The organism is Pseudoalteromonas sp. T1lg23B (assembly GCF_002964665.1).
Taxonomy (GTDB): domain Bacteria; phylum Pseudomonadota; class Gammaproteobacteria; order Enterobacterales; family Alteromonadaceae; genus Pseudoalteromonas.
Map to the genome: position 1 here is coordinate 43,818 of NZ_PQBZ01000039.1, position 19,639 is coordinate 63,456.

Genomic DNA, 19,639 nt, shown 5'->3' on the forward strand with positions numbered 1-19,639 from the left:
GTTAGAATGACGTCAGGAAAGTCTAGCTTTAAAAGGTCGACATGAAATTCAAATCAGCTATAGCTTGTTGCTTACTTACTTTGTCAAGCTTAGCTTGGAGTGCGCAAACATTGGACGTATCGGGTTCATTGAAAGCGTATTTGCCAACGCTTGCAAAACAATTAAATAACCCGAAATTGGCAAGCATTGAAGAAACGGAATTAACCCTGTCAGTCAACCCCGATTCAGGGTGTGAAATAGTTGATAATGTCATTAAAGCCAGAAACAAAAATCTTGATGGAGAGCTGGCCTGCGTGTTCGAGTGGGTCAAGGTTCCACCGGGTCTGTCTTCTGGGCTGTTAAAAGCTAATGGTATTGCTACGGAAGCGGGTATAAACACCATAGGCTATCAGATCACCTTTTATTCTGGGCGTAATGCCGAGCGTGTCGTCGTTAATTCGGAAGACATTAATCTTAACCTTGCATTACCTAAACAACCTGTGATCACAGGTATTGAGTCCTATTGGGATGATAAAGCACAGCAAGGACTAACCAGTGTCAACTTCTCTGAAAAAGCACTGCTAAAGAAAGTCACAGTTAAAGTGGAAGAACGACGTTTTGATCAACGTGTGAGTTTGTCTCGATTGGGAAACTGTATCGTTAAAACTGGTGAAGACAGTTGTGACATTACCATCTCAGGTGGGCGATTTGGCAGCACAAAGGAGAAGCAAGGCTATTCAATGCATTGGATAGAGGTCAACTCTATGAATAACTTCTTTCCAAAAATGAATGAGCTGTTTACCATTTTGTGGGACTACCGCTCTCCGGAGTTGGTCGGTGTTGCAGCCCGTTTTCATAGTGATTATGTTAATGGTAACTTCCCTGACACCACCATTTTAGCGGGTGAAAAAGTCATTAATGTGGCCAATAAAGAGGCCAAAATTGTTGTTAAAACCCCTTACGAAACGTTAGTGGGGGCGGGGAACGCTCTACGCCATTCTGCGGATCTAACACAGTCTTCTTGGATAAAGAAAGGCACCAATAAACCGGCCGTCTGGGCAACCACGGTACGGGTACCCAATGGTTTTGGTGATGCGCGTTCCTATCGCTTTGAGCAAAAAGGTATGAACGGGAAAGAAGCCTCGCAGTTAAGTCAATGTGTAAAGGCTGAGGATGTTGCTGCGGCACAAACCTATACTTTTAGCTTGTATGTCCGGTCATCAATAGGGACCTTGGATGATAAGGTCGGATTAAGAATAGATACAGGGTGTAATGAAGGTGAGGGTGAGCAAGGAGTTGAGCAGTGGTTTAACATCACTGAACAATGGCAAAAAGTAACTGTAACTCAGACACTTAATACGCAATTGAATGATAATGTCGCCGTTTATATTTACGGTAATAATGCCATGGATGAAGGGGATATCTTCTTTATGGCAAACCCCCATTTAACCAAAGGTGAAGGGGATATATCTTACATTCCAACCATGGCAACCACTCGCAGTGTGCAAAACACGGTAGGGGATTGGCGTATTCCACAAAGCGTTGAGGTTCGCTTTGTTCCTGATGACGAGCATGATAACCCAGACCATGAACTGGTATTAGGTAAGTATCGAGTGCTTAGAGAAGGGAACCGCAAGCCAAGAGGCGATAGCTTTAAAAAACAAAGCAGCGGTGCGCCGGAAGTCCATGGTCAATACTTTGTCTATACCATTGATTTAGATGACTCTGAGAATGGCGTCTATGTACCACAAGTCACTGTGCGTGACCAAAAGGGCAACGAAGGGTATGGAGAAGGCGCCAGCCTTGTACTTGATGATAAAAAACCCGAACTTAATTTGTACTATATCAACCGTAAGCTTAAAGAAGGCGATGGTATTTACTTTATTGAAGATATGGTGATCAGTGCTGACGATGTTCACATCGGTGGTGCCAAAGTTGAGACCGTCAGCATTGATGGCCAAGTGATCGATATTGACAATAGCCACGGCAATTTTGCGCGTATTAACACGCTGCCGTTCGAGCCTGAGATAGGGAAAGAGTATACCCTAGCAGCTAAAGCGATTGACCTACAAGGCAACCCAAATAACATTGAATTGAAACTGACTTATATGCCTAACCAAGTTGAAGTGAATGCCACTTCGGGTCAAATATATCAGCATGTTCAGCAGTACCAACTCAAGCTTTTGCAGCGAAAGGGCCTTCGTTGTCAGTACTATTCAGACAAGGCGCGTGCGCTGCAAACATCAAGCTATGGCCGCTATTCTTGCTATGTGGATTTTTCAGGTACTGGCGACATGGCTGTGACGGCAAGTACCATTCCAACTTATCAGGGGGTCTTTACGACGCTGGGTGAAAATACCGTAAGTTATCGCTATGTGTTGGTTAATCCAAATGGGGTTGAACGGGTGATGGCTCAAGGAAAGGTGAATGTTGATGTTATAGAGCCTGTGAAGCCGATTATTGAGGTGTACCCTGCACCGCCTATCAATGATCAGTACTTTAGTGCATCTTTGGAAGGGGGAGACATCGCTTCAGCGATTATTTCTGCATCAAATGGTGAGCTGGAAATGGAAATCAATGCGCCTAGACAAGATGTTAAAACGTATCGTCAGCGACAATCTACATTCAAAGATACCCTGAGATTTGGGCGTCGTCTCAGAGCGTCAGCAGGTCAGCTGTGGCAAAAAGAAACCATTGCAGTAAAGGGTCGTTATGCCCTGATGCCCCAAATTGAAACGGTGAAAAATGTTGACGTGGTGTATGTGCCCTCTAAGTACATTAAAGCCAGTTTAAAGCGCAATTTTAGAGAAAGCCTTAATAACCAAAAACAAATCGATACCATTGAGTTTGGGATCTATGACCGAACGAATAAGACTTACGTATATGATGAAGAAACGATGGGTAAGTGGAGTGGTTATCTAGCGCTTCGAGAGGGGGATGGTACCATCATTCCAATTACGCCAGAGAAGCCGATTACCAATGGTAAAGCTGATTTTGAAATAGATATTTCGCAACTTGAATTAGGATCGGTTAGCTATGTTGGGGTACTACATCTTGAATCAGAGGTTCCTGGTTATGAGCGTCAACTGCTGACCAATCGAAATTATATTCGGGTCTGGAAAGGGACTGAAATCGAAGGTGGGATCAGAGCAAACCGCATTTTTGGTCGGGTGCCATTTACTTTCTTTGGTCGTTATCAACCTGAAACGCTCGATGATTATCGAGCATTGGGGTCGGTTGTTTGGGAGATCACGCAAGATGATGAGAATTGGCAACAGGTTCTGAGTGAACGTTCGCCGACGTCTGTGCGGATGTTGTTTGATAAAGCGGGAGTGAGCAAGATCCGCGCAAGGGTAACAAATAAATTTACGGGTGTGGAGTCTATCACTGATGCGGTTGAGATCACGGCATTTGAAACGCCGAATGTGAATATTGTCGGCCCAAGTACGATGTATTATGGAGAAACCCAAGAGTTTAAATTGATGGACCGAGGCGAGTTGGCTGATGATGTTTCTGGGATCATTGAGTGGTCTTATGACAGGAAGACATGGGTGGAAGCCGGAAGTACATGGGTGCATACCGCCAAAGAAGACGAGTCAACGGTTCAGCTTCATGTGCGAATGCGTTATCAAGAAACGGATGCGGCGGGCAATTATGCTTATGACTACACAACCAAGTCATTCGGTGTCAGACCACCTAGCGCTCCAATCGTACGTTTCGATGGAACTCGTTTTGCTGAAGTTGGTAAGCCCTTTACTTTCAAAGTGACAACAACCCCTCGCTATTCCGGTATTTATAGTGAGGTGCAGGGACGATTCATTCTGCCTGATGGTACGACGGTTGAGGGAAATGAACTAGATATCATTACCCCTGCATCGTGGAAAGATAAGAGTAACGAAGTTATTTATGAAGTGTGGCACAAAGGTCTGGAGCTGGAGACCAAAACACAAAAATCGTTCTTTATAAAGGGTTGGCAATATGACTTCCCAGAGTTTGACTTTACGGTCTATCAGCAAACCAAATTTGCGCCCAGCCTGATCAGTGTGTTTGCTAAACGCAAGCTGGAGTCATACCCTGAGCGGATCACTTTCAAGGTGAAGTATATGCCTACCTCTGATATGGAACTGACTTATGAGCATGGCATGCAGGCTCGCTTTTTAGCCAATAGTGTGGGTGTGCATTCATTTAAAGCCATAGTCTCTGACTCCCGTGGTAACACGCGAGAGTTTGTGAAGCTGGTAAATGTGGTACAAGCGGAACCGCCAAGGGGCTCTATGAGCTTGTTTTATAGTAATGCATTCAAACGTGAACCACTGGATATCACCTTGTACGCATCAGTGATACCAAAGCACTATCTTGATCGCGTTGCGCAGTATGAGTTGTTTGTCAACGGCCAAAGTGTCTCAACGTCTGAACATAACAAGGGTGTGATCACTGATTTATATGAAGGGCAGCAGGAAATCAAGTTGGTGGCCACGACTGAACATGGTCATGTGTTGGAGCTGGTTGAGAATATTGAAGTTAAGGATAATCAGCGACCAGAGTGTAAACCCACTTGGGAGGTAAGAGATATACTTACGGAGATCACCAGTAACTGCAAAGACTCTGATGGAAGAGTGATCTTTTATAATTGGCAGATAAACGGTGCGACGACAACGGTTAATGCCAGCAGTATTAAGTACTACTACCCTGGAGGTGTAAATCCAGGTGCGCTTACCTTTACATTTACGGCGTATGATGACTCAAATGAGTCTACTTCCCTAACGCGCACTATCGATACCAAATAATGCTTTTAGGTTATTAATGCCTGAAAAAAGCAGAGTTAATTTCCAGTGCTGAAGGTTGCCAATGATATATTGGCAACCATTCAAATTGTGATTTAACCAGTGTGATGATAACCAGCGGTAGAATAAAGGCATTAATGGGTATAGGCATTGCCAGCTTGATTTATTGGTATGGCAGTAGCACATTTCAGGTTGTGGTTCCCACACAAGCGGAGCGTTGCCTGAAGCACTCGTATTTTATTCATAAAATGACGGATGTGTTTAATCGTGGTGATTTGGTTAGCTTTACGCTACCACGAGATTTACCGCCATTTTTTGAAAAAGGGCAAAAGTTCATGAAAGTGTTGGCAGCCGTAGAGGGAGATAAAGTTACCATCACAACACTGGGTACCACTGTGCTTACCTCTGATGGTGATAGCATTTATTATCCAAATGACGCGACGGCGATGCTTAACAAGTTGCAGTTGACACCCGACGCGTTTAGCCACTCTTTTACAGTCCCTGATGGCCAATTATTTGTGCTTGGCACTACGCAAAACAGCTATGACTCCAGATTTTGGGGAACAGTTCCACAACAGCAGGTAACAGGAGTTGGTTATGCTATTTTTTAGAACGCTGCTGCTCTTACTGGCTTCAGGCTGTGCACTTGCACAGTCAGACCCTGCTCCATCCACGGATACAGTATCAGCAAAGATTCTGGAAACCGGGGCGGTCGACATCAAAAATAAATACCAGATCAATGAGATGGATAAAGACATTGTGAAGCGTATGAATCGCTTGTTTGAACATCTTGATCAAGGGAACGTACCCAAACACTTACAAGGGCTTGATTTAGATGCGTTAAAAAACAATCCATATCAAGAGCAGGCCAAGCAAATCACACAAGCTCAGCAACACAATGATAAGCAGCAGGATGCGCTTAATGCACTGGCCAAGGGCACTGGTATGGAAGATATTGTGGCCCAATATCATGATGATCAAGTAGATGAAGCGCGCGTTAGCGCAACCAAGAGCGAAGATCAGATCACCTATTTTATTTCATTTGATATGCCCAAGAAAATCCTCAAAGAATTACTGCTGGTTGCCAGTGAAGATAAAACAGCCAGAGTGGTGGTTCGGGGGATCCGTCCAGGGATGAAAAGCATCTATGAGATGGTGCAGTTTGTGGAAGGTTACTTACAGACCTTAAAAGCAAACAGAGATATTAAAAACATCCCGATTGTAGAGTTGGATAACACCGTCTTTATTGAGCATGACATTTATGCCGTACCGAGCATTGTTTATCACTATCAGGGCAAAGTGGTGCGGGTAGAAGGGTTTACCAACAAACAGTACATCAAAGAACGGTTATTGGCCGGAGAGACAGATTTAGGGCGCGTTTCAGAGGTCTATGATATTGGTGAACCCGATCTGAAGGAAACCTTGGCGAAAGTGCTTGAACAGCAGGATTGGGAAGCGAAAAAACGCAAAGTCATGGCGACATATTGGCAAAAATATAATTTCTATGAAACGGATCATGCATTAGAAAGCGACAGCTATTACGTCGATCCGTCGGTGACAGTGACGCAAACAGTGCGTGCGCCCAATGGTCAGGTGCTGCTTCACAAAGGGCAAAAAATAAACCCACTGTTGGCGTTAAACAAGCAGGTCACCACCATTATTTTTGATGCAACCAGCAGTGCGCAAGTGCACTGGGTGAAACAGTTTATTAGCCAACAAACACAAGGAGAGTTGCTGTTGCTGACCACCAAGATTGATAAAGACAAGGGCTGGGAAGCTTGGTCTGAATTATTGAGGACATTTGAACAAAACGTGTATCTGCTGAATGAGCAGGTGATCAAACGCTTCGCCATTAAAGCGGTACCATCTGTGGTGACGCAGCAAAGAGCACTGTTAAAAGTAGATGTTATTGGACGCGAGCAATGGGGAAATTTATAAATGCGTGATTTATTGATGTTTTTAGCTGGGGTATTTGTTTCTTTTACCTACCCCGATATTGGTCAGTATCTATTTGGTTGGATACAGGTCGGTATTGAAGTGGCGATGAACTTTATACAAAACTATAGATAGGTTCCCAATGGTGGCGAAATTACTCACGACGTTGAGCGCTTTGATGTTGATATTACTATCTAACTTGGCTGTGGCTGGGATGGAAAAAAGTAATGGCGCATTGTGCACGGACGCGAAAATTTTTACCAAGATGTTAGATCAGGTCTGCTGGACTTGCATGTTGCCACTGCGTTTAGCTGGGGTGGGTGCAAAGGGCCCAGAGGGCTCAGCCAGAACATTACCGGTCTGTTTATGTAAAGACGGCAATGGAGTATACAAACCACCAGGCGTGTCGTTTGCATATTGGTCTCCAAGGCGTTTAATTGAGACAGTCAAAACCAGTTGGTGCAGTCCATCATTAGGTGGAATACGCTTGCAGAACACCATTACGGGCATGGGAAGTAAAGGCAGGGGCAATGCTGGTGAGCTCGATGAAAGTGCTTTTTATCAGTACCACTACTTTGCGTATCCGATTATGGAAATGCTGCAGTTATTCACTGTGCCCGATTGTATGCGTGATGAATACGTCGATTTTGATATGTTGTATATCAGTGAAATAGACCCTGTGCATAATAATGATTGGTTGGCGTTTGTGTTAAACCCAGAGAGTGTCGCATTTGCGAATCCATTGGCGCTGGTTGCCGCTGCGGCGGATTGTGCTGCCATTACCTCTGGTAAAGCAAATCTAGATTTGTTTTTTAGTGCTGGGTGTGACGGACTTATCTACCCAATGACTGGGCACGTTTCAGCCGGTGGTGAAGTGGCAAGAAATACTTCTCTTGTGGCACAGCGGGCATTAGCAGGATTGCATCGCAGAGGGTTAGCAAAACGAACTATGGGGGAAGATGCCATGTGCAAGGCTCAGTATTCACCGATGATCCCAAAGTCGATGTACAAGCTTTCAGCGATTTTCCCAATTTCAGAAGCTTCGTCTGGCAAAACGGTGAGTATGGTGGACAGAGACGCAGATGGAAAAGCTAAAAAGAATCCAGATGGATCGCTAAAAACCATAGAAGGGTCATTGGGCTGCTGCCACAACTTGGGGGAAAGTGTGAAGAAATGGCGTGGCTTTTCAGGAGAGCATATTCCGGGGATTGGCGAAGACTACGTTTATTTGTTATTCAAATATACTGACTGTTGCATTTCATCCAGTGGCGGAGGCTCTGGTTCTGAGTAGTGTTGTACAGCATAACAGCACTCAACTTACGGTGTGATTCGATGCCGGCTTATTAGCCACCGAATACATCGATGTTGAGCGTTAGCGCCGCCCATAGCGTGCAGTGTACTGTGAAAATGGGCTTGGTCAGGAAAAGACCTTAATACCCGTACCGCGGAGTATGTTAGGCAGAAGCCTCCGTGCTTCTTTAGGAGGGAAACCTACTAAAGAGGATTGAATACATTGTTGACTGACAATAGGTCATTGATCACGTCATGGTGATGCCCTAACGGAAATAACCGTTAGGGCGCCAGTTTGAGTGTGATGGATGTTCACCTAATCACCTGTTCATCGGGTGTATTAGGGAACATCTATTACATAATTTCTGGAGAACTCTATGCACCGTGATCATGACTTATTCGAGCAGTTAAACAAGGTAGTAAATGGACGTTGGGATAAGGTAGTAATGCATTATCAAGCTCTGCTTGTTGCTGCACAACTATTCCCACGCCATTGTGGTTGCCCCCTAGGGAACACTGGACGGTTCCGCTTTAAAAAAGGTTGGCAGCAACATGGTATTGGTTATCATGATAAGCATGGTGCCATGCATATTCTGGAAATCATCTCCGGTATCGAGAGGGTAACTCCAGAGCAAGCCTTTGGGCTGATCTTGGACACGTTGTTGCAACGTGAACCAATCAAGAGTGTGGGCGAAAGTAACGATGTTCTACCTCAGAACAATCGTGAACTGGCCATAAACAGGGTGTTGGCCGAGGCCACACTTGCCAATGACTCTGAGGTAGCAAAAGCCTATTTTTTAACGTGTTTAGGTAAAAAATTACGCTATTCGTTGCCCAGTAGTTTATTGTTTCATCCTTCTCTGCCTTACTATGAGTGGGATGAAACAACTAAAAAAGCTTATTTTATTGGTCATCATCCGGCCTTGATATCCAAGGTTATTGACCAGAATAGCAATGACGTGACTTTGTACTGTACCTACTTACAGGTCATTGAGAATGGTTTGGTCTATAAATTGGGGGCGCATAGTTTTGTCTCACCTGGTAAGTACCTTGAACCTGAAAAATTTATGGCACCAACAGGTGACATGCAAGGGGTGCATACGTTATTACCGGGTACCAAGCCAAATACTTCTCATGTCGTTTGTTATTGTGAAAGCTTAGAAGCGGCGGTTGCGATTCGTGAAGCGACAGGTCTGACAGTGAAAGCCTGCTTTTCTAGTGCTTTGCTTGGACAGCAAAGTGCCGCAGGTGAAGAAACTTGTTTGATCTTCGCCAACAGAGATATATCGCGTAAAGGACAACACGCTGCGTTTGATTTATCCAGAAAGTTAAGAAGGCGGGGCAAGGAAGCGAACGTATACTTACCAACACTGCCAATCACAGTTGAAGGGGTAGACTTTTTGGATGAATATCGACTTGTTTCGTCGACATGGGAACATTGGGGCGCATTGATTGCGCGTCCGGTGAAAAACCATATTGAAGCGGAGCAAACGTGGGATACAAATAGCGATAGGGTGCTTGGCAAAAAATATCAGGTGGAGTCCAGGTGAGATAGGCTTACTTGGTATTCACCCCCTGCATGATACGCAGATTATTTTTGGCCATTGCCTATGAACCTATACTATTTGTGCTTGCGTGTCGTTTTGTCTCAAAAAATTATATTGTTAGACAGAGCGACGCAATATACAGGCACGGGTTGGCAGAGCCCTGATCATTCTGTTAGCTCAGTGTCTGTGTAGTGCGACTAGCGATATGAGCTGTCGTAATATCCTTCAATTTCCTCACAAATCACTTCGCTGAAATTGATATCACATAAGTCGTTATATATTTTTTTGGTAGTAAGGGAGCGCCAAAATCCCAGATTAACGCCCATGTCTGGCTCTAAATAAATCAAGTTGTCATCATCGTCTTCGGTGTTGACTGTGATGCATAACTCAGAGTCATCATTGAGCTTCATAACGCCCAATTTACATATTTCAAAGAACGAACCAAGCACATCAAAGAAGGACTGCCTATCAATGGCAACATATAATGCTTCATGTATGAAAGACAGTTCATAGGGCCAAGTTTCATGCAACAAGTATGAAAATCGTGCGATCAATTTATCATTAAACAACACAAAACGTGTTTCACCAGCCTCTTCGCCCAACTCTGTTGGGATAGTGCAGTAGCAACAGTGCACAGATATTTGCGGTGTGATTTGATAACGCTGCGTCTGCTTGATGAGGTTGCCAGGTTCAATGAGAATACTTGAAATATTATGATGTTGCATGCTACTTAGATCCGGCATAGAGAAATATACGAAAGAGGCGTTATGAGGGCCAAAGTCAAAACTGTACCTTTATTATACTCTACTGATTACGTATGTTCACCCTAAAGTATGCGGGTTTTTTGTTTTGCCGCTTTCATCCTAAGCTGTTTATCATCTCTTATATAAATTTTGGTTGTTTCAATCGATTCATGGCCTAAAAGATCTCGCACTGTCATCAAGTCAACCCCCTGCTCCACAAGTAATGTGCCATAGGTTCGGCGCAAGTTGTGCGGCTTGACTTTATCGGTGTCTATCAACAGTCCTCTTTTTTTGCATATATAGTAAATACTCGTTGTTGAGAGAGCATTGTCCCCTACCGTGCCATTTTTTCTGATGGGGTTGAATAGCGCTCCTGGGTGTGTGCCGCGCACGCCCTCAACCCATTCATGAATGCATGCCATCAAAGAGGGGTAACACTCTAGTAATCTTTGTTTGTTTCCTTTGCCGTTAACCAGCATAGTATTATTAATGAAATCAATATCTTTGATACTCAGTTGTGATAACTCAGCACGTCTTAGTCCCGCGGAAACTAACGTTGCAATAATGGCTTTATCACGAATGCCGGTAATACTGTTGTCTTCACATGCAGCAAGTACCTGTTTCACCATCGTTAATTCAAGGGCTTCCCCTGCACCTATTCTTGCGCCATTTGGCCGTTTGATATCTCGGATGGCGTCATATTCATCAAAACTGAGTAGCTTGAGATAGCGAGCTTCTTTCATTACTCCTTTAATTGCTGCTAGATAAGTGGCGATTGTATTGGTGCTTAATCCTTTATGCTGCATATGATTTTTAAGACTTAAAACATGCTCTCTACGCAGCTCGCCCCAATTAATATCGTCCATACACCAAGTGCTTGGCCTTTGTTGTGAGAGCGCGCTGATGTCCATGATTTTAGCGATGGCATCCAATGCGCGTTCCATACCTTTGGCTGAGTTAGGTGACAGGTTGGCCAGATAGCGATGAGCGGGAGACTCAGCATTAAATAGCCGTACTCTGTTGCGCGGCCTACGCATCGATACGGCACCTTCATCTATCTGGCAAATAGGCAAACGGCGGTGAAATGAAAAATGCGGTGTGTTTTGAGTCACGATTTTTTATAGGCGGATATTTTATATTTGTAGAGCATAGCATAAATAAAATGAAAAATGAGAACCCTACTGTCGTTAATGGTTATTAACGTTAACTATATTATGTTAAATTTATGCGATGTTTTTAAAATGGGTAATTCTTGATGGGTAAAAGTTGATAATTTCACATTTTATCTGAGTTATTAGCAATCGCAGGGGGGAGGAGGGCGTTATACTTTGCACACAAGAACGTAAATGGTAAAGGTAAAGATGAACCTGTTAGATGTAAACATCGAGGATCAAAAAACGAGTTTTGTTAAGCGTTATTTAAAATTATCTGAGCGAAATCAATGTCGGTCGCGTGTCAAAGTCTGCAATATTGTTGCTGCAAAGATCTGGTATTCGGTAGAGTTTGAATTTGCCGAGCTAAGCCTTGAGTGGCCAGTGGTATTTCAGTTACATGATTGGAAAGCGATAAAGGGCGAAATATACAGTTACCTAGGCTGTGTCGCCATTGATGTGTCAGGTGTCCCCGAGTTGGACTATATAGAACAATCATCCCTTTTAGGCGATAATGTCATCGCTTTTCCCTTTTCTCGCATTAAAAGATAATCCTTCACTTTAGCCGCTGATGCGGCTTTGTATTACACTCTTTTTTCCGTTCATGATGTTTGCACAATAGGCAATTGATTGTTCATACATGCAAGTTGCAACCATTGTTGATCTGTCGAATTCAATGTTTGACAAAGTATTTGCTCACCGTTGTCTGTCTGTATCGCCAGTTGATAATAATGACGAGATTTTTGTATGAGCTTGGTGTGTTGCAGTTGACCGCTGTGTTGATAAAAGGGCAACGAGAATAATTTGTGCTGCAGTCGGTATTGGTCTTTCATAATGTGCAGCTGTGTACTGTAAGACAAATATACAATCATTAACACGGTAGCAAGTATGAATTCCCAAGCTATCACACTGCCATAAGATGTGTAGTTGTTAACACATACATAGGCGTTAAAAGCGATGCCAATATAGCATAGGGCTTGTATTGCATTATCTTTGGGTAGAGTAAAACGTATCATCGTAGTTTTCCGTTAGTTGATCATCGATATGTGTTGAGTGCTTGGTGGGTAACATACCTGCTTGGTCAAGTGACATGCGCGATAGGACACCGACAATGTGGCGTGTTCGCCTATCATACCGATATGCAAGGGAATGGAGAGCTTATTGGTATAACCATAAAAGGGCGTGTTGATAAGCTTATATAGTGATGCTTGTGGTAACTGATAGTGTGCTTTCACACCGTTGAATTGCAGGGTTAAAGGGTGCGCATAGAGCACGACATCAGTATCCATTTCCGCAATTAACTTTATCGAGTTTCTACCTTTTTCTAAGTAAAATTCAATAGGTTCTGAGTATGGCTGAGCGTAAAAGGGGAGCATGGATAGTCCCACTATTATTGGTATTCTGTACACGTTATTCTCACAACCCTCTGCAAATATCATAATCAACTAGTCATTAGGATAGAGACTTATACTACCTGCTGTTCGCTTGAGATGGTGAAAATAATCCGCCGAATAATCGCTGTTATTTCCATGGCCAAGATAGACCATGTGGCAAAATATCGTTAATTAGACAGATAAGGTATAGCCATGAAAAAAATCATTATCACTAGCTTAGCGGCACTATTAAGCACCACCGTAAATGCAGATAACAGCCAAGTTGAAAAAGTATTTAAAGAACGTTTTCCATTTGCTATTAGTGCGATTGAAGATAGCCCAATTCCTGCGGTGAAACAGATAGTGACCCAAAAAGGGGTGTTCTATATGACCGAAGATGGCCAGCACTTTATCCAAGGCAGTGTTTTCAAGATAGGTGAGCGTTTCACCAATTTAACTGAAGCCCGCTATAAACCGATGAAAGAAGAAGCACTACAAAGTATTAAGCCGTATATGAAGACCTTTAAGGCCAGTGAAGAGAAGGCACAAATTTACGTGTTTACTGACGTTACCTGTGGTTATTGTGGAAAATTACACTCGGAGTTAGATGACTATTTGGCAAAAGGCATTACGGTGAATTATGTATCATTTCCGCGTGGCGGTATGACGGGCAATGGTTTTGAGCTCAATCAAACCGCTTGGTGTTCCGATACGCCAAGAGAGACAATGAGCGAGTTATTCAACCGTCAGTCGGTGACTAACAAGGTGTGTGATGCCAATATTGATAAAATGTATCAGGTTGGTGAAATGTTTAAAATCAACGGCACACCTGCCATTGTGACAGAAGATATGCAAGTTATCCCGGGTTATATGCCAGCACAGCAAATGGCAAAACAGTTGGGGTTGGGCTAATTCCGTAAGCGATGGTAGTAACGCTGCATCGCCACGTTGCTACCATTTTTCCTCCCTTATCAATTGCCGTTCAACACATTCATTTTTCCCTGTCCTTTGGTGTGCCCAGTTCGGCACACCAGACCCATCAAATGTTAGTTTCCACCTGTAGAACGGTAAATACACACCGGAGGCGGGGTTGGGACCGAGCAATCAACATTGAGGGCATCAACACTGTTAAACACTTCTTGCTGTTTATCAGACAACTCATTGCCTGACGTTCTGTCCTCTAAGCGCTCTACCGTGGTTTGTCGGCCATATTTATTCAACAGCTGACCGTCACCAGTCATAGAGTCCATATTCACATCATCACTACTGGTTGGCACCAATCCAGCGCCCGACATTAAGCCTATCCATTCACTCATATCGATTTTATCCCAGTCGAGTTGCTTCATTTCATCAATCATTAATCCTTGGCAGGTAAAGGTTTCTTGATCGACCGTGATGGTTTTTCCAAGCTGCGGCATGGCTTGTTCGATAATGATACGGGCCAATGGGCTGCTGTAACAGCAGTAGTGATGTTGGCGCTTTAAACAAACACCGAGTACTTTCTTAGCGCAGGTTGAGCCCTGATCATTGATATCCTCATTGATGGAGTTGTTGACTTTAATACATTGATCCATTTGTATTTTTAGTCCCGCATCCGCTTCATTGTCATCACATTGGGTGGCGAGGGTGATAACAAGGTTCGCCATTTGATAGGCGCTGTACACCGCCATAACACCACTGACCATATTCATCGCTTCGCTGAGCGCGCCATCCATCACTGTTGTAGTGCCTGCGCTCGCCGCAGTATCCGTCGCTTGGTCAAAGAGCATCTCCTTGAGAGCATCGGGCATTAGATCAGAAATATAGCTGGTCATTTCTTCTTTGAGTGCACTTAGACCTTCGGAAATCGCTTCACCTACCGCTTGTCCGGCTTTGGTAACGGCCTGACCTGTGCTGCTGCCCGCGATGGAGTTCCAAGCGGTGGTTAAAGATTGACTGACGGTATTGTAGGCTGATACGACGGGCTCTCTGATAGCTTCCCAACCATCGCGCACCAGAGTGTTACTGAGCATATCAGACTTCATAATTTGCGAGTCTAAAGTTTGCATATTGCTAAGTACACTAACATAGTCGTAGGGACTCACCCCACTTGGGCCTTCGCAACAATCATTACCCACAGGATAAAAGGAGCAGTACTCATATTCACCGGGAAAGATTGTACAGGTTGATGGGTCATTGGGGTCTTGGCAATTGGAATCCTGAGACATGCCCATGACTGCACTGTATTGCCCAGCAACATTCAAAAAGTCGGTATTTGTTTCTTTCTCTGAAACGTCGCAGTCACCACCGGCACAGGCAATATCGCTGTCACAGATATTACTGGTGCGGGCATTGGTGAGTGTGACTTGGTCGGGATCGGTACACGCATATTCATAACGCCAGCTGAAACATTTTTTGGTAAGAGTGTCTTCCCACATACACTCTCTATCAGAGACTTGACATTCTGGTCTGGCCAAAAGGTCATCACAGGCGTTATTTTGCACGTCTTTTACTTCTTTGGCGGTGTAACAGAGCTTTTCTTGTAGGATTTCACCAGTATCAGGATCGGTGACTTCGTCTTGAAAACATACTTCATCATCATCACCAAAACCAGCACTGGCTAAGGGGTCGCAACGATAGTTTTGTGATAAAGCAACGAGACAGCTGGCCGTCGAGCCTGGAAATAATTCAGGAATATCTTGTGCTAGTTCGCCGAGTAAGTTGTTATCGTACTCTAAGCACTTCCATTGTTCTGCGACACAATAGGTTTCAGATTTAAAACCATTGGTATTGTAATTCGGCCCTAGATCGTCATAACAAGAAGGGGATTTCTGGCGAATAATTTCGGCAACAGAGCTAACATCTTTGTCAAAATGTAACTCCACGGTGTAGTCATATTCACCTCCATCACCCACCCCAGTGTTAAATGTGACATCGAGTCTTCTATCGTTGGTGATGGAACTATTAAAGTGAGAGGTGTAGCTGACGTTGTTGTAAAAGTACTCGGTATTGGCTTTCTTTTCACAATCTTCTATTGTGCCATTGAATACGCCGGGGTTACTGTCAAACAGCACCGTACCGTCAACGACGAGCTGTGCGTGGTCATCCGCACTGCCGTCTACGGTGGCGCGGGTAATTGAAAGCGGCTCGTTAGTTTCTATGCTGAACCCTGCGGGGAAAATGGTACATTTACCTCCATTGAGATCATTGTCCTTAATCGACGGAGTATTAAAACGTAGGCAACGTGGTCCACAGCGTTCAAAAGAGAAACGGCCAAAGGTTTGTATCGAGCGAATAGGTCCTTCAATCTTACGTTCAACTTCACACTCACCAGAGAAGAAATTTTCCGACACCATTTCTGAGCAGGTAAATTGTTCCGCATTTTCAAAATCAAATGTCTGATCATAATATTCTACGGTTTCAATGCAGTGGCCAAATGCGGAACTTGAACCTGAGTCTATCGCGTTCACGCTGTCTTGGGTGCGAGTCAAAATAGGATCGTTGTGACCAATTGGCGTAGGTGGGTTTTGGTTTTGAATAGACATCAGCGTCTGGTACGCATTACCTCGTCGCGTACCCTGTGTTTCTAATGTTCCCAAATCACCTCGCACACTGTTAGTCAGTGCCGATTCGTCATCGTAAGTTTCTCCTGCTGAAAACAATGAGGAGGTGGTTTCTTTGCCGCCGAGCATACTTGAGTTGGCGTTAAATGTTCTTGCAGGTTCACCCTCTTCACCCGGTAAATTGATGTTTATTTCCCCAGAGTCAGAGACGTTATAAACCGTGTCACCCATTGAGCGATAAAGGCTTTTCCCTGAAGCTAATTGCATATCTCGACATATTTTCTTTTCCTCTTTGGAGGCGTCATTGGTGAGTCCGTGACAGGGGAGGACGGCACGACATTGTTCGAGTATGTTTTGGGGAGAGTTTTGCGTCACACCTTGACACGGCTTGGTTGCAAGACAAGCGTCAATGTCGTCTTGCGCTGATCGCCAAGTCACGCCAACACACGTTGCGCCATAGCTTGTATTTGCTAGCAGCGTTAACAACAAAAAAAACCAGGAGTTTTGCAGTCGCATATTATTTCTTACCTTTGACACATTGGTCATATTATAAGAACCGCTCGACTGCACATTGGTAATTAAGACCGTTATTTTCCTCAGTTAATAACCCAGTTCATGGCGAAAGGATGCTTTCCATGACATCGGCTTAGATTTGTCTTCTCGTGACAGGCTTGAGGATATACGTTTGGTCACTGATTTGAGGAATGTGGCACTGGCCTTACATTGAAATACGATGTCTTTTTTTCTGAGTGTGCCAGTTTGATCGGTATAAGGAATGCGCGCTGTGACTTCGCTGATCTCACTCCCTTGCAGCGGTGCTACTGTCTTTTCACCTTCAACGTCAATCTCTATCGTCAGATTACTATCTGAGATCATGTCTATTGCTTTAATAATGGTGGTGCTGAGTGTTTTCGGCTGTGCACTCATACCGCCATAGCATATGCTTGCCGATACTTTTGTGTCGACATAAGCCAACAATGTTTGTTCTTTGGGGTGGTAAAATGCGCGACCATTAAAGCGCGTGTCAACTTCTACCCCATTGCTTGGTTGTTGTAAGCTGGACTCCATCAATTGGCTGATGGTGTCAAAAAATGTCCCTGCGATATCAACTTGAAAGGTAATATCGACTTCAACATCTTTCTCTCTGACGGTATTAACCTGACTATTGAGTACGTTAACACTGGCATAAGTTTGTGTATTGGCGAATAAGTCAGCCCAATGCGTCAAAATTCGGTTGAGTTCATTCACATCATACACAGCCTGAGAGAGCACATCTTGCAGGCTTAATAAGCCACTGAGCCCACCGCCACCAATCAAATGTATAAAGTTAAACAGTGCTGCACGTACCGCATTGAGCTTGTTATTGGCAACATCAACGACGTCCTGAGCAATCGCCTGGCCTGCCAAAACAGCATCAATCACTTGTTGGTAGTCTTTAATAGCGACTTGTAGTCCATCCATCAACGAAGGCTCAGACAAAAACGCTTTGACGATTAAGCTTTGCTTGGCGGTGTTAACTGTAAACAGTGCATCTGCAAACACACAATAAGGAATTTGATTACGCGTTCCCTCAGGACAGGCGGCCATAGAGTAGTTAATGGACTCATCACTGAGTGAAGATTCAAAAAACTGAGCCAACAACGCGGTATCTTGTCCAACGGTGGGCTCAATACGAGCCGTTAAGTTGGCATAGTCTTCATTTTCTAACAGTGCCAAATGTAAGGCTTTAAGCCGAACTAGACGGTGGGTGTACAGTGTTGTTGCATTGATATTGAGCGGTAGCACCGCTTTTGCAGGAAAAGTGGCGTGAAGATTAGCAAAGGTACTACCGGCAAAGAACAAACAAAAAGCAAGAACAGCGCGAAACAACATATTTAAAATAAAAGCCAAGTTAACGATGTTGTTCACTTTAGCAAGTTCATGTCCATCTCAGGGGAATTAACCCCTTCAATTTAACTGATTATTTTGGTTGCTTAACTCGTGTGCAGCAAAATACGTTCATGTTGCTTGTTGGAGGATTAACGATTGGCTTCTTTACTGTGCCAAACCCTAACAATCACGACTTTGTTACCCTCTTCTCGATATCGTAATATGTAATTACCGGCACCAAATGGCAGCATAACTTCACGGAAATGACTTAAACCGGCCACAGGTCGACCGGATTGAGGGTTCTCCATTAAGATCGTCGCACCTTCTTTGATCCTCATCGCGGCACGTTGTGCTGCACTGGGGTTTTTCTCTTTAATAAATTCGCGTAGTCGCATAACATCCTTGACGGCGTCAGGTAACCAAATTACTTCTCGGGACATGCTTTCTCCTGATCTGTGCCCCAGTCATCCAACCAATCCATCACGGCTTGATTACTGACAAATTCACCGTTTTCTTTATAGGCCTCCCAGCGCTCCAGTGTTTCCCTGTCTGCCTGTTCTCTGGCCTCTTCTTGCTCAATATAACGCTTCAGCGCCTCTTTGGCATGATGGCTTTTTGATCTGTGAGTCCGTTCAGCCAATGCCGCTAATCGCTGCTCTAAGTCTGTATCTAGTCTAACCCCTAACATAGGCACCTCAATGGATGTTTAACGTTGTTTAACAGTGTTAAACAAGTTGCGGCTCCTGTCAATTGATCCCCTCTTATTTTTTGAGCGGGCTGTTATGTAAGAAAGGGATATCAGCAACTCAGTATCAATTAATGGGGAGTGATATGGCAGGAACATACTCAGTACGGCACTACTTCCTAATCATGTACCACAAATCGCGTAACACAGTGTCCTGTAAATCGCTTGATGACAATGGGATCGGTTTCGTCGTCATCATAGCGCTTTACCTTGTAGTGATAATCCAGTTCAATTTCCTTGCCAAGGTATCGTTTATAGTTGGCTGTACGATAACAGTGCCGGTGTAATCCTTTCCCTTTTGGCGATTGATGAAAAACCGTGTCACCGATTTGATAAACATAGGAGCTGCCACGACCAACCTCTTCCAACAGCGTCAGCTTTCCTCGTAAGGTTGTCACCACCTCTGAGTAGCGCGTTTCAATCTCAATTTCTCTTGCATCATCCTCAAAACCAAAGATAGAGAACCCACAATAGCCTAACCAGATGGCTTTTACCCACCACTTAATTGAGGACATGGCAAGTATAATCATAGTCGCCACGATAAAAAATAAAATGGTAGAATAAAGGTCCAATACAGGCATATCCTGAGGGTATTGATAAACAACGGTCATAGTCTTAACGGCTTATTTTCCTATGCGATGTAGTACGCCGCCCATATCCTGTCTCGTAGGGTGGCGTCTA

17 protein-coding genes are annotated in these 19,639 nt (G+C 44.1%); 8 read left to right on the forward strand and 9 right to left on the reverse strand.

Annotated elements, in window-relative coordinates; all coding sequences use genetic code 11:
- Positions 1–41: 41 nt before the first annotated feature.
- From C2M32_RS16500 to C2M32_RS16520, 6 genes are all read left to right on the forward strand, one after another.
- Positions 42–4,766: a phage head spike fiber domain-containing protein gene (locus C2M32_RS16500; protein WP_105169425.1), complete on the forward strand. Its 4,725-nt coding sequence runs from the start codon at positions 42–44 to the stop codon at positions 4,764–4,766.
- Between the two features lie 104 nt (positions 4,767–4,870).
- Positions 4,871–5,374, forward strand: coding sequence for a signal peptidase I (gene lepB / locus C2M32_RS16505; RefSeq protein WP_105169426.1), 504 nt, complete (start codon positions 4,871–4,873; stop codon positions 5,372–5,374).
- A complete protein-coding gene (locus tag C2M32_RS16510; RefSeq protein ID WP_105169427.1) occupies positions 5,361–6,701 on the forward strand; it encodes a TrbC family F-type conjugative pilus assembly protein in 1,341 nt (446 codons plus the stop codon). Before lepB ends, C2M32_RS16510 begins: the two co-directional genes overlap by 14 nt.
- Positions 6,702–6,833, forward strand: a complete 132-nt coding sequence (locus C2M32_RS21040) for a hypothetical protein (RefSeq protein ID WP_267894538.1) — start codon at positions 6,702–6,704, stop codon at positions 6,831–6,833.
- A 43-nt stretch (positions 6,834–6,876) separates the two neighbouring features.
- Entirely contained in the window at positions 6,877–7,989 is a 1,113-nt protein-coding gene (locus C2M32_RS16515) for a TraU family protein (RefSeq protein WP_234401326.1), read from the forward strand.
- A gap of 376 nt (positions 7,990–8,365) precedes the next feature.
- A complete protein-coding gene (locus C2M32_RS16520) occupies positions 8,366–9,538 on the forward strand; it encodes a hypothetical protein (protein ID WP_105169429.1) in 1,173 nt (390 codons plus the stop codon).
- 194 nt (positions 9,539–9,732) lie between these two features.
- Here C2M32_RS16520 and C2M32_RS16525 read toward each other — a convergent pair whose 3' ends face one another.
- Complete coding sequence (locus C2M32_RS16525) at positions 9,733–10,260, reverse strand: hypothetical protein (protein WP_105169430.1); 528 nt, start codon at positions 10,258–10,260, stop codon at positions 9,733–9,735.
- Positions 10,261–10,361: 101 nt separating this feature from the next.
- Positions 10,362–11,390, reverse strand: coding sequence for a tyrosine-type recombinase/integrase (locus tag C2M32_RS16530; RefSeq protein ID WP_234401327.1), 1,029 nt, complete (start codon positions 11,388–11,390; stop codon positions 10,362–10,364).
- Between the two features lie 234 nt (positions 11,391–11,624).
- Between C2M32_RS16530 and C2M32_RS16535 the strand changes: the two genes are divergently transcribed.
- Entirely contained in the window at positions 11,625–11,981 is a 357-nt protein-coding gene (locus C2M32_RS16535) for a hypothetical protein (RefSeq protein ID WP_158678252.1), read from the forward strand.
- A gap of 50 nt (positions 11,982–12,031) precedes the next feature.
- Here the strand turns inward: C2M32_RS16535 and C2M32_RS16540 are convergent, their stop codons facing one another.
- Both C2M32_RS16540 and C2M32_RS16545 read right to left on the reverse strand, forming a co-directional pair.
- Positions 12,032–12,445 (reverse strand): hypothetical protein, encoded by a 414-nt coding sequence (locus C2M32_RS16540; protein WP_105169433.1) that lies wholly within the window; start codon positions 12,443–12,445, stop codon positions 12,032–12,034.
- Between the two features lie 12 nt (positions 12,446–12,457).
- The gene (locus tag C2M32_RS16545) at positions 12,458–12,805 is read right to left on the reverse strand and encodes a protein-disulfide reductase DsbD domain-containing protein (protein ID WP_158678253.1); all 348 of its coding nucleotides are present in this window, start codon (positions 12,803–12,805) and stop codon (positions 12,458–12,460) included.
- A gap of 210 nt (positions 12,806–13,015) precedes the next feature.
- Between C2M32_RS16545 and C2M32_RS16550 the strand changes: the two genes are divergently transcribed.
- A complete protein-coding gene (locus C2M32_RS16550; protein ID WP_105169435.1) occupies positions 13,016–13,714 on the forward strand; it encodes a thioredoxin fold domain-containing protein in 699 nt (232 codons plus the stop codon).
- Between the two features lie 134 nt (positions 13,715–13,848).
- Here C2M32_RS16550 and traN read toward each other — a convergent pair whose 3' ends face one another.
- The 5 genes from traN to C2M32_RS16575 all read right to left on the reverse strand — a co-directional run bounded on the left by traN (position 13,849) and on the right by C2M32_RS16575 (position 19,569).
- A complete protein-coding gene (gene traN / locus C2M32_RS16555) occupies positions 13,849–16,830 on the reverse strand; it encodes a conjugal transfer protein TraN (protein ID WP_234401328.1) in 2,982 nt (993 codons plus the stop codon).
- 114 nt (positions 16,831–16,944) lie between these two features.
- Positions 16,945–18,252, reverse strand: a complete 1,308-nt coding sequence (locus C2M32_RS16560) for a hypothetical protein (protein ID WP_105169437.1) — start codon at positions 18,250–18,252, stop codon at positions 16,945–16,947.
- A 110-nt stretch (positions 18,253–18,362) separates the two neighbouring features.
- Positions 18,363–18,653 (reverse strand): type II toxin-antitoxin system RelE/ParE family toxin, encoded by a 291-nt coding sequence (locus C2M32_RS16565; RefSeq protein WP_105169438.1) that lies wholly within the window; start codon positions 18,651–18,653, stop codon positions 18,363–18,365.
- The gene (locus tag C2M32_RS16570) at positions 18,638–18,901 is read right to left on the reverse strand and encodes a CopG family ribbon-helix-helix protein (protein ID WP_105169439.1); all 264 of its coding nucleotides are present in this window, start codon (positions 18,899–18,901) and stop codon (positions 18,638–18,640) included. The genes C2M32_RS16565 and C2M32_RS16570 overlap by 16 nt, the downstream gene beginning before the upstream one ends.
- A gap of 176 nt (positions 18,902–19,077) precedes the next feature.
- The gene (locus tag C2M32_RS16575; RefSeq protein ID WP_105169440.1) at positions 19,078–19,569 is read right to left on the reverse strand and encodes a hypothetical protein; all 492 of its coding nucleotides are present in this window, start codon (positions 19,567–19,569) and stop codon (positions 19,078–19,080) included.
- Between the last annotated feature and the right edge of the window lie 70 nt (positions 19,570–19,639).

Bases quoted from the DNA above. Each gene is read 5' to 3' on its own strand.
- C2M32_RS16500 (WP_105169425.1), top strand. From the start codon at position 42: ATGAAATTCAAATCAGCTATAGCTTGTTGCTTACTTACTTTGTCAAGC.
- lepB (WP_105169426.1), top strand. From the start codon at position 4,871: ATGATAACCAGCGGTAGAATAAAGGCATTAATGGGTATAGGCATTGCC.
- C2M32_RS16510 (WP_105169427.1), top strand. From the start codon at position 5,361: ATGCTATTTTTTAGAACGCTGCTGCTCTTACTGGCTTCAGGCTGTGCA.
- C2M32_RS21040 (WP_267894538.1), top strand. From the start codon at position 6,702: ATGCGTGATTTATTGATGTTTTTAGCTGGGGTATTTGTTTCTTTTACC.
- C2M32_RS16515 (WP_234401326.1), top strand. From the start codon at position 6,877: ATGTTGATATTACTATCTAACTTGGCTGTGGCTGGGATGGAAAAAAGT.
- C2M32_RS16520 (WP_105169429.1), top strand. From the start codon at position 8,366: ATGCACCGTGATCATGACTTATTCGAGCAGTTAAACAAGGTAGTAAAT.
- C2M32_RS16525 (WP_105169430.1), bottom strand. From the start codon at position 10,260: ATGCAACATCATAATATTTCAAGTATTCTCATTGAACCTGGCAACCTC.
- C2M32_RS16535 (WP_158678252.1), top strand. From the start codon at position 11,625: ATGGTAAAGGTAAAGATGAACCTGTTAGATGTAAACATCGAGGATCAA.
- C2M32_RS16540 (WP_105169433.1), bottom strand. From the start codon at position 12,445: ATGATACGTTTTACTCTACCCAAAGATAATGCAATACAAGCCCTATGC.
- C2M32_RS16545 (WP_158678253.1), bottom strand. From the start codon at position 12,805: ATGCTCCCCTTTTACGCTCAGCCATACTCAGAACCTATTGAATTTTAC.
- C2M32_RS16550 (WP_105169435.1), top strand. From the start codon at position 13,016: ATGAAAAAAATCATTATCACTAGCTTAGCGGCACTATTAAGCACCACC.
- C2M32_RS16565 (WP_105169438.1), bottom strand. From the start codon at position 18,653: ATGTCCCGAGAAGTAATTTGGTTACCTGACGCCGTCAAGGATGTTATG.
- C2M32_RS16570 (WP_105169439.1), bottom strand. From the start codon at position 18,901: ATGTTAGGGGTTAGACTAGATACAGACTTAGAGCAGCGATTAGCGGCA.
- C2M32_RS16575 (WP_105169440.1), bottom strand. From the start codon at position 19,569: ATGACCGTTGTTTATCAATACCCTCAGGATATGCCTGTATTGGACCTT.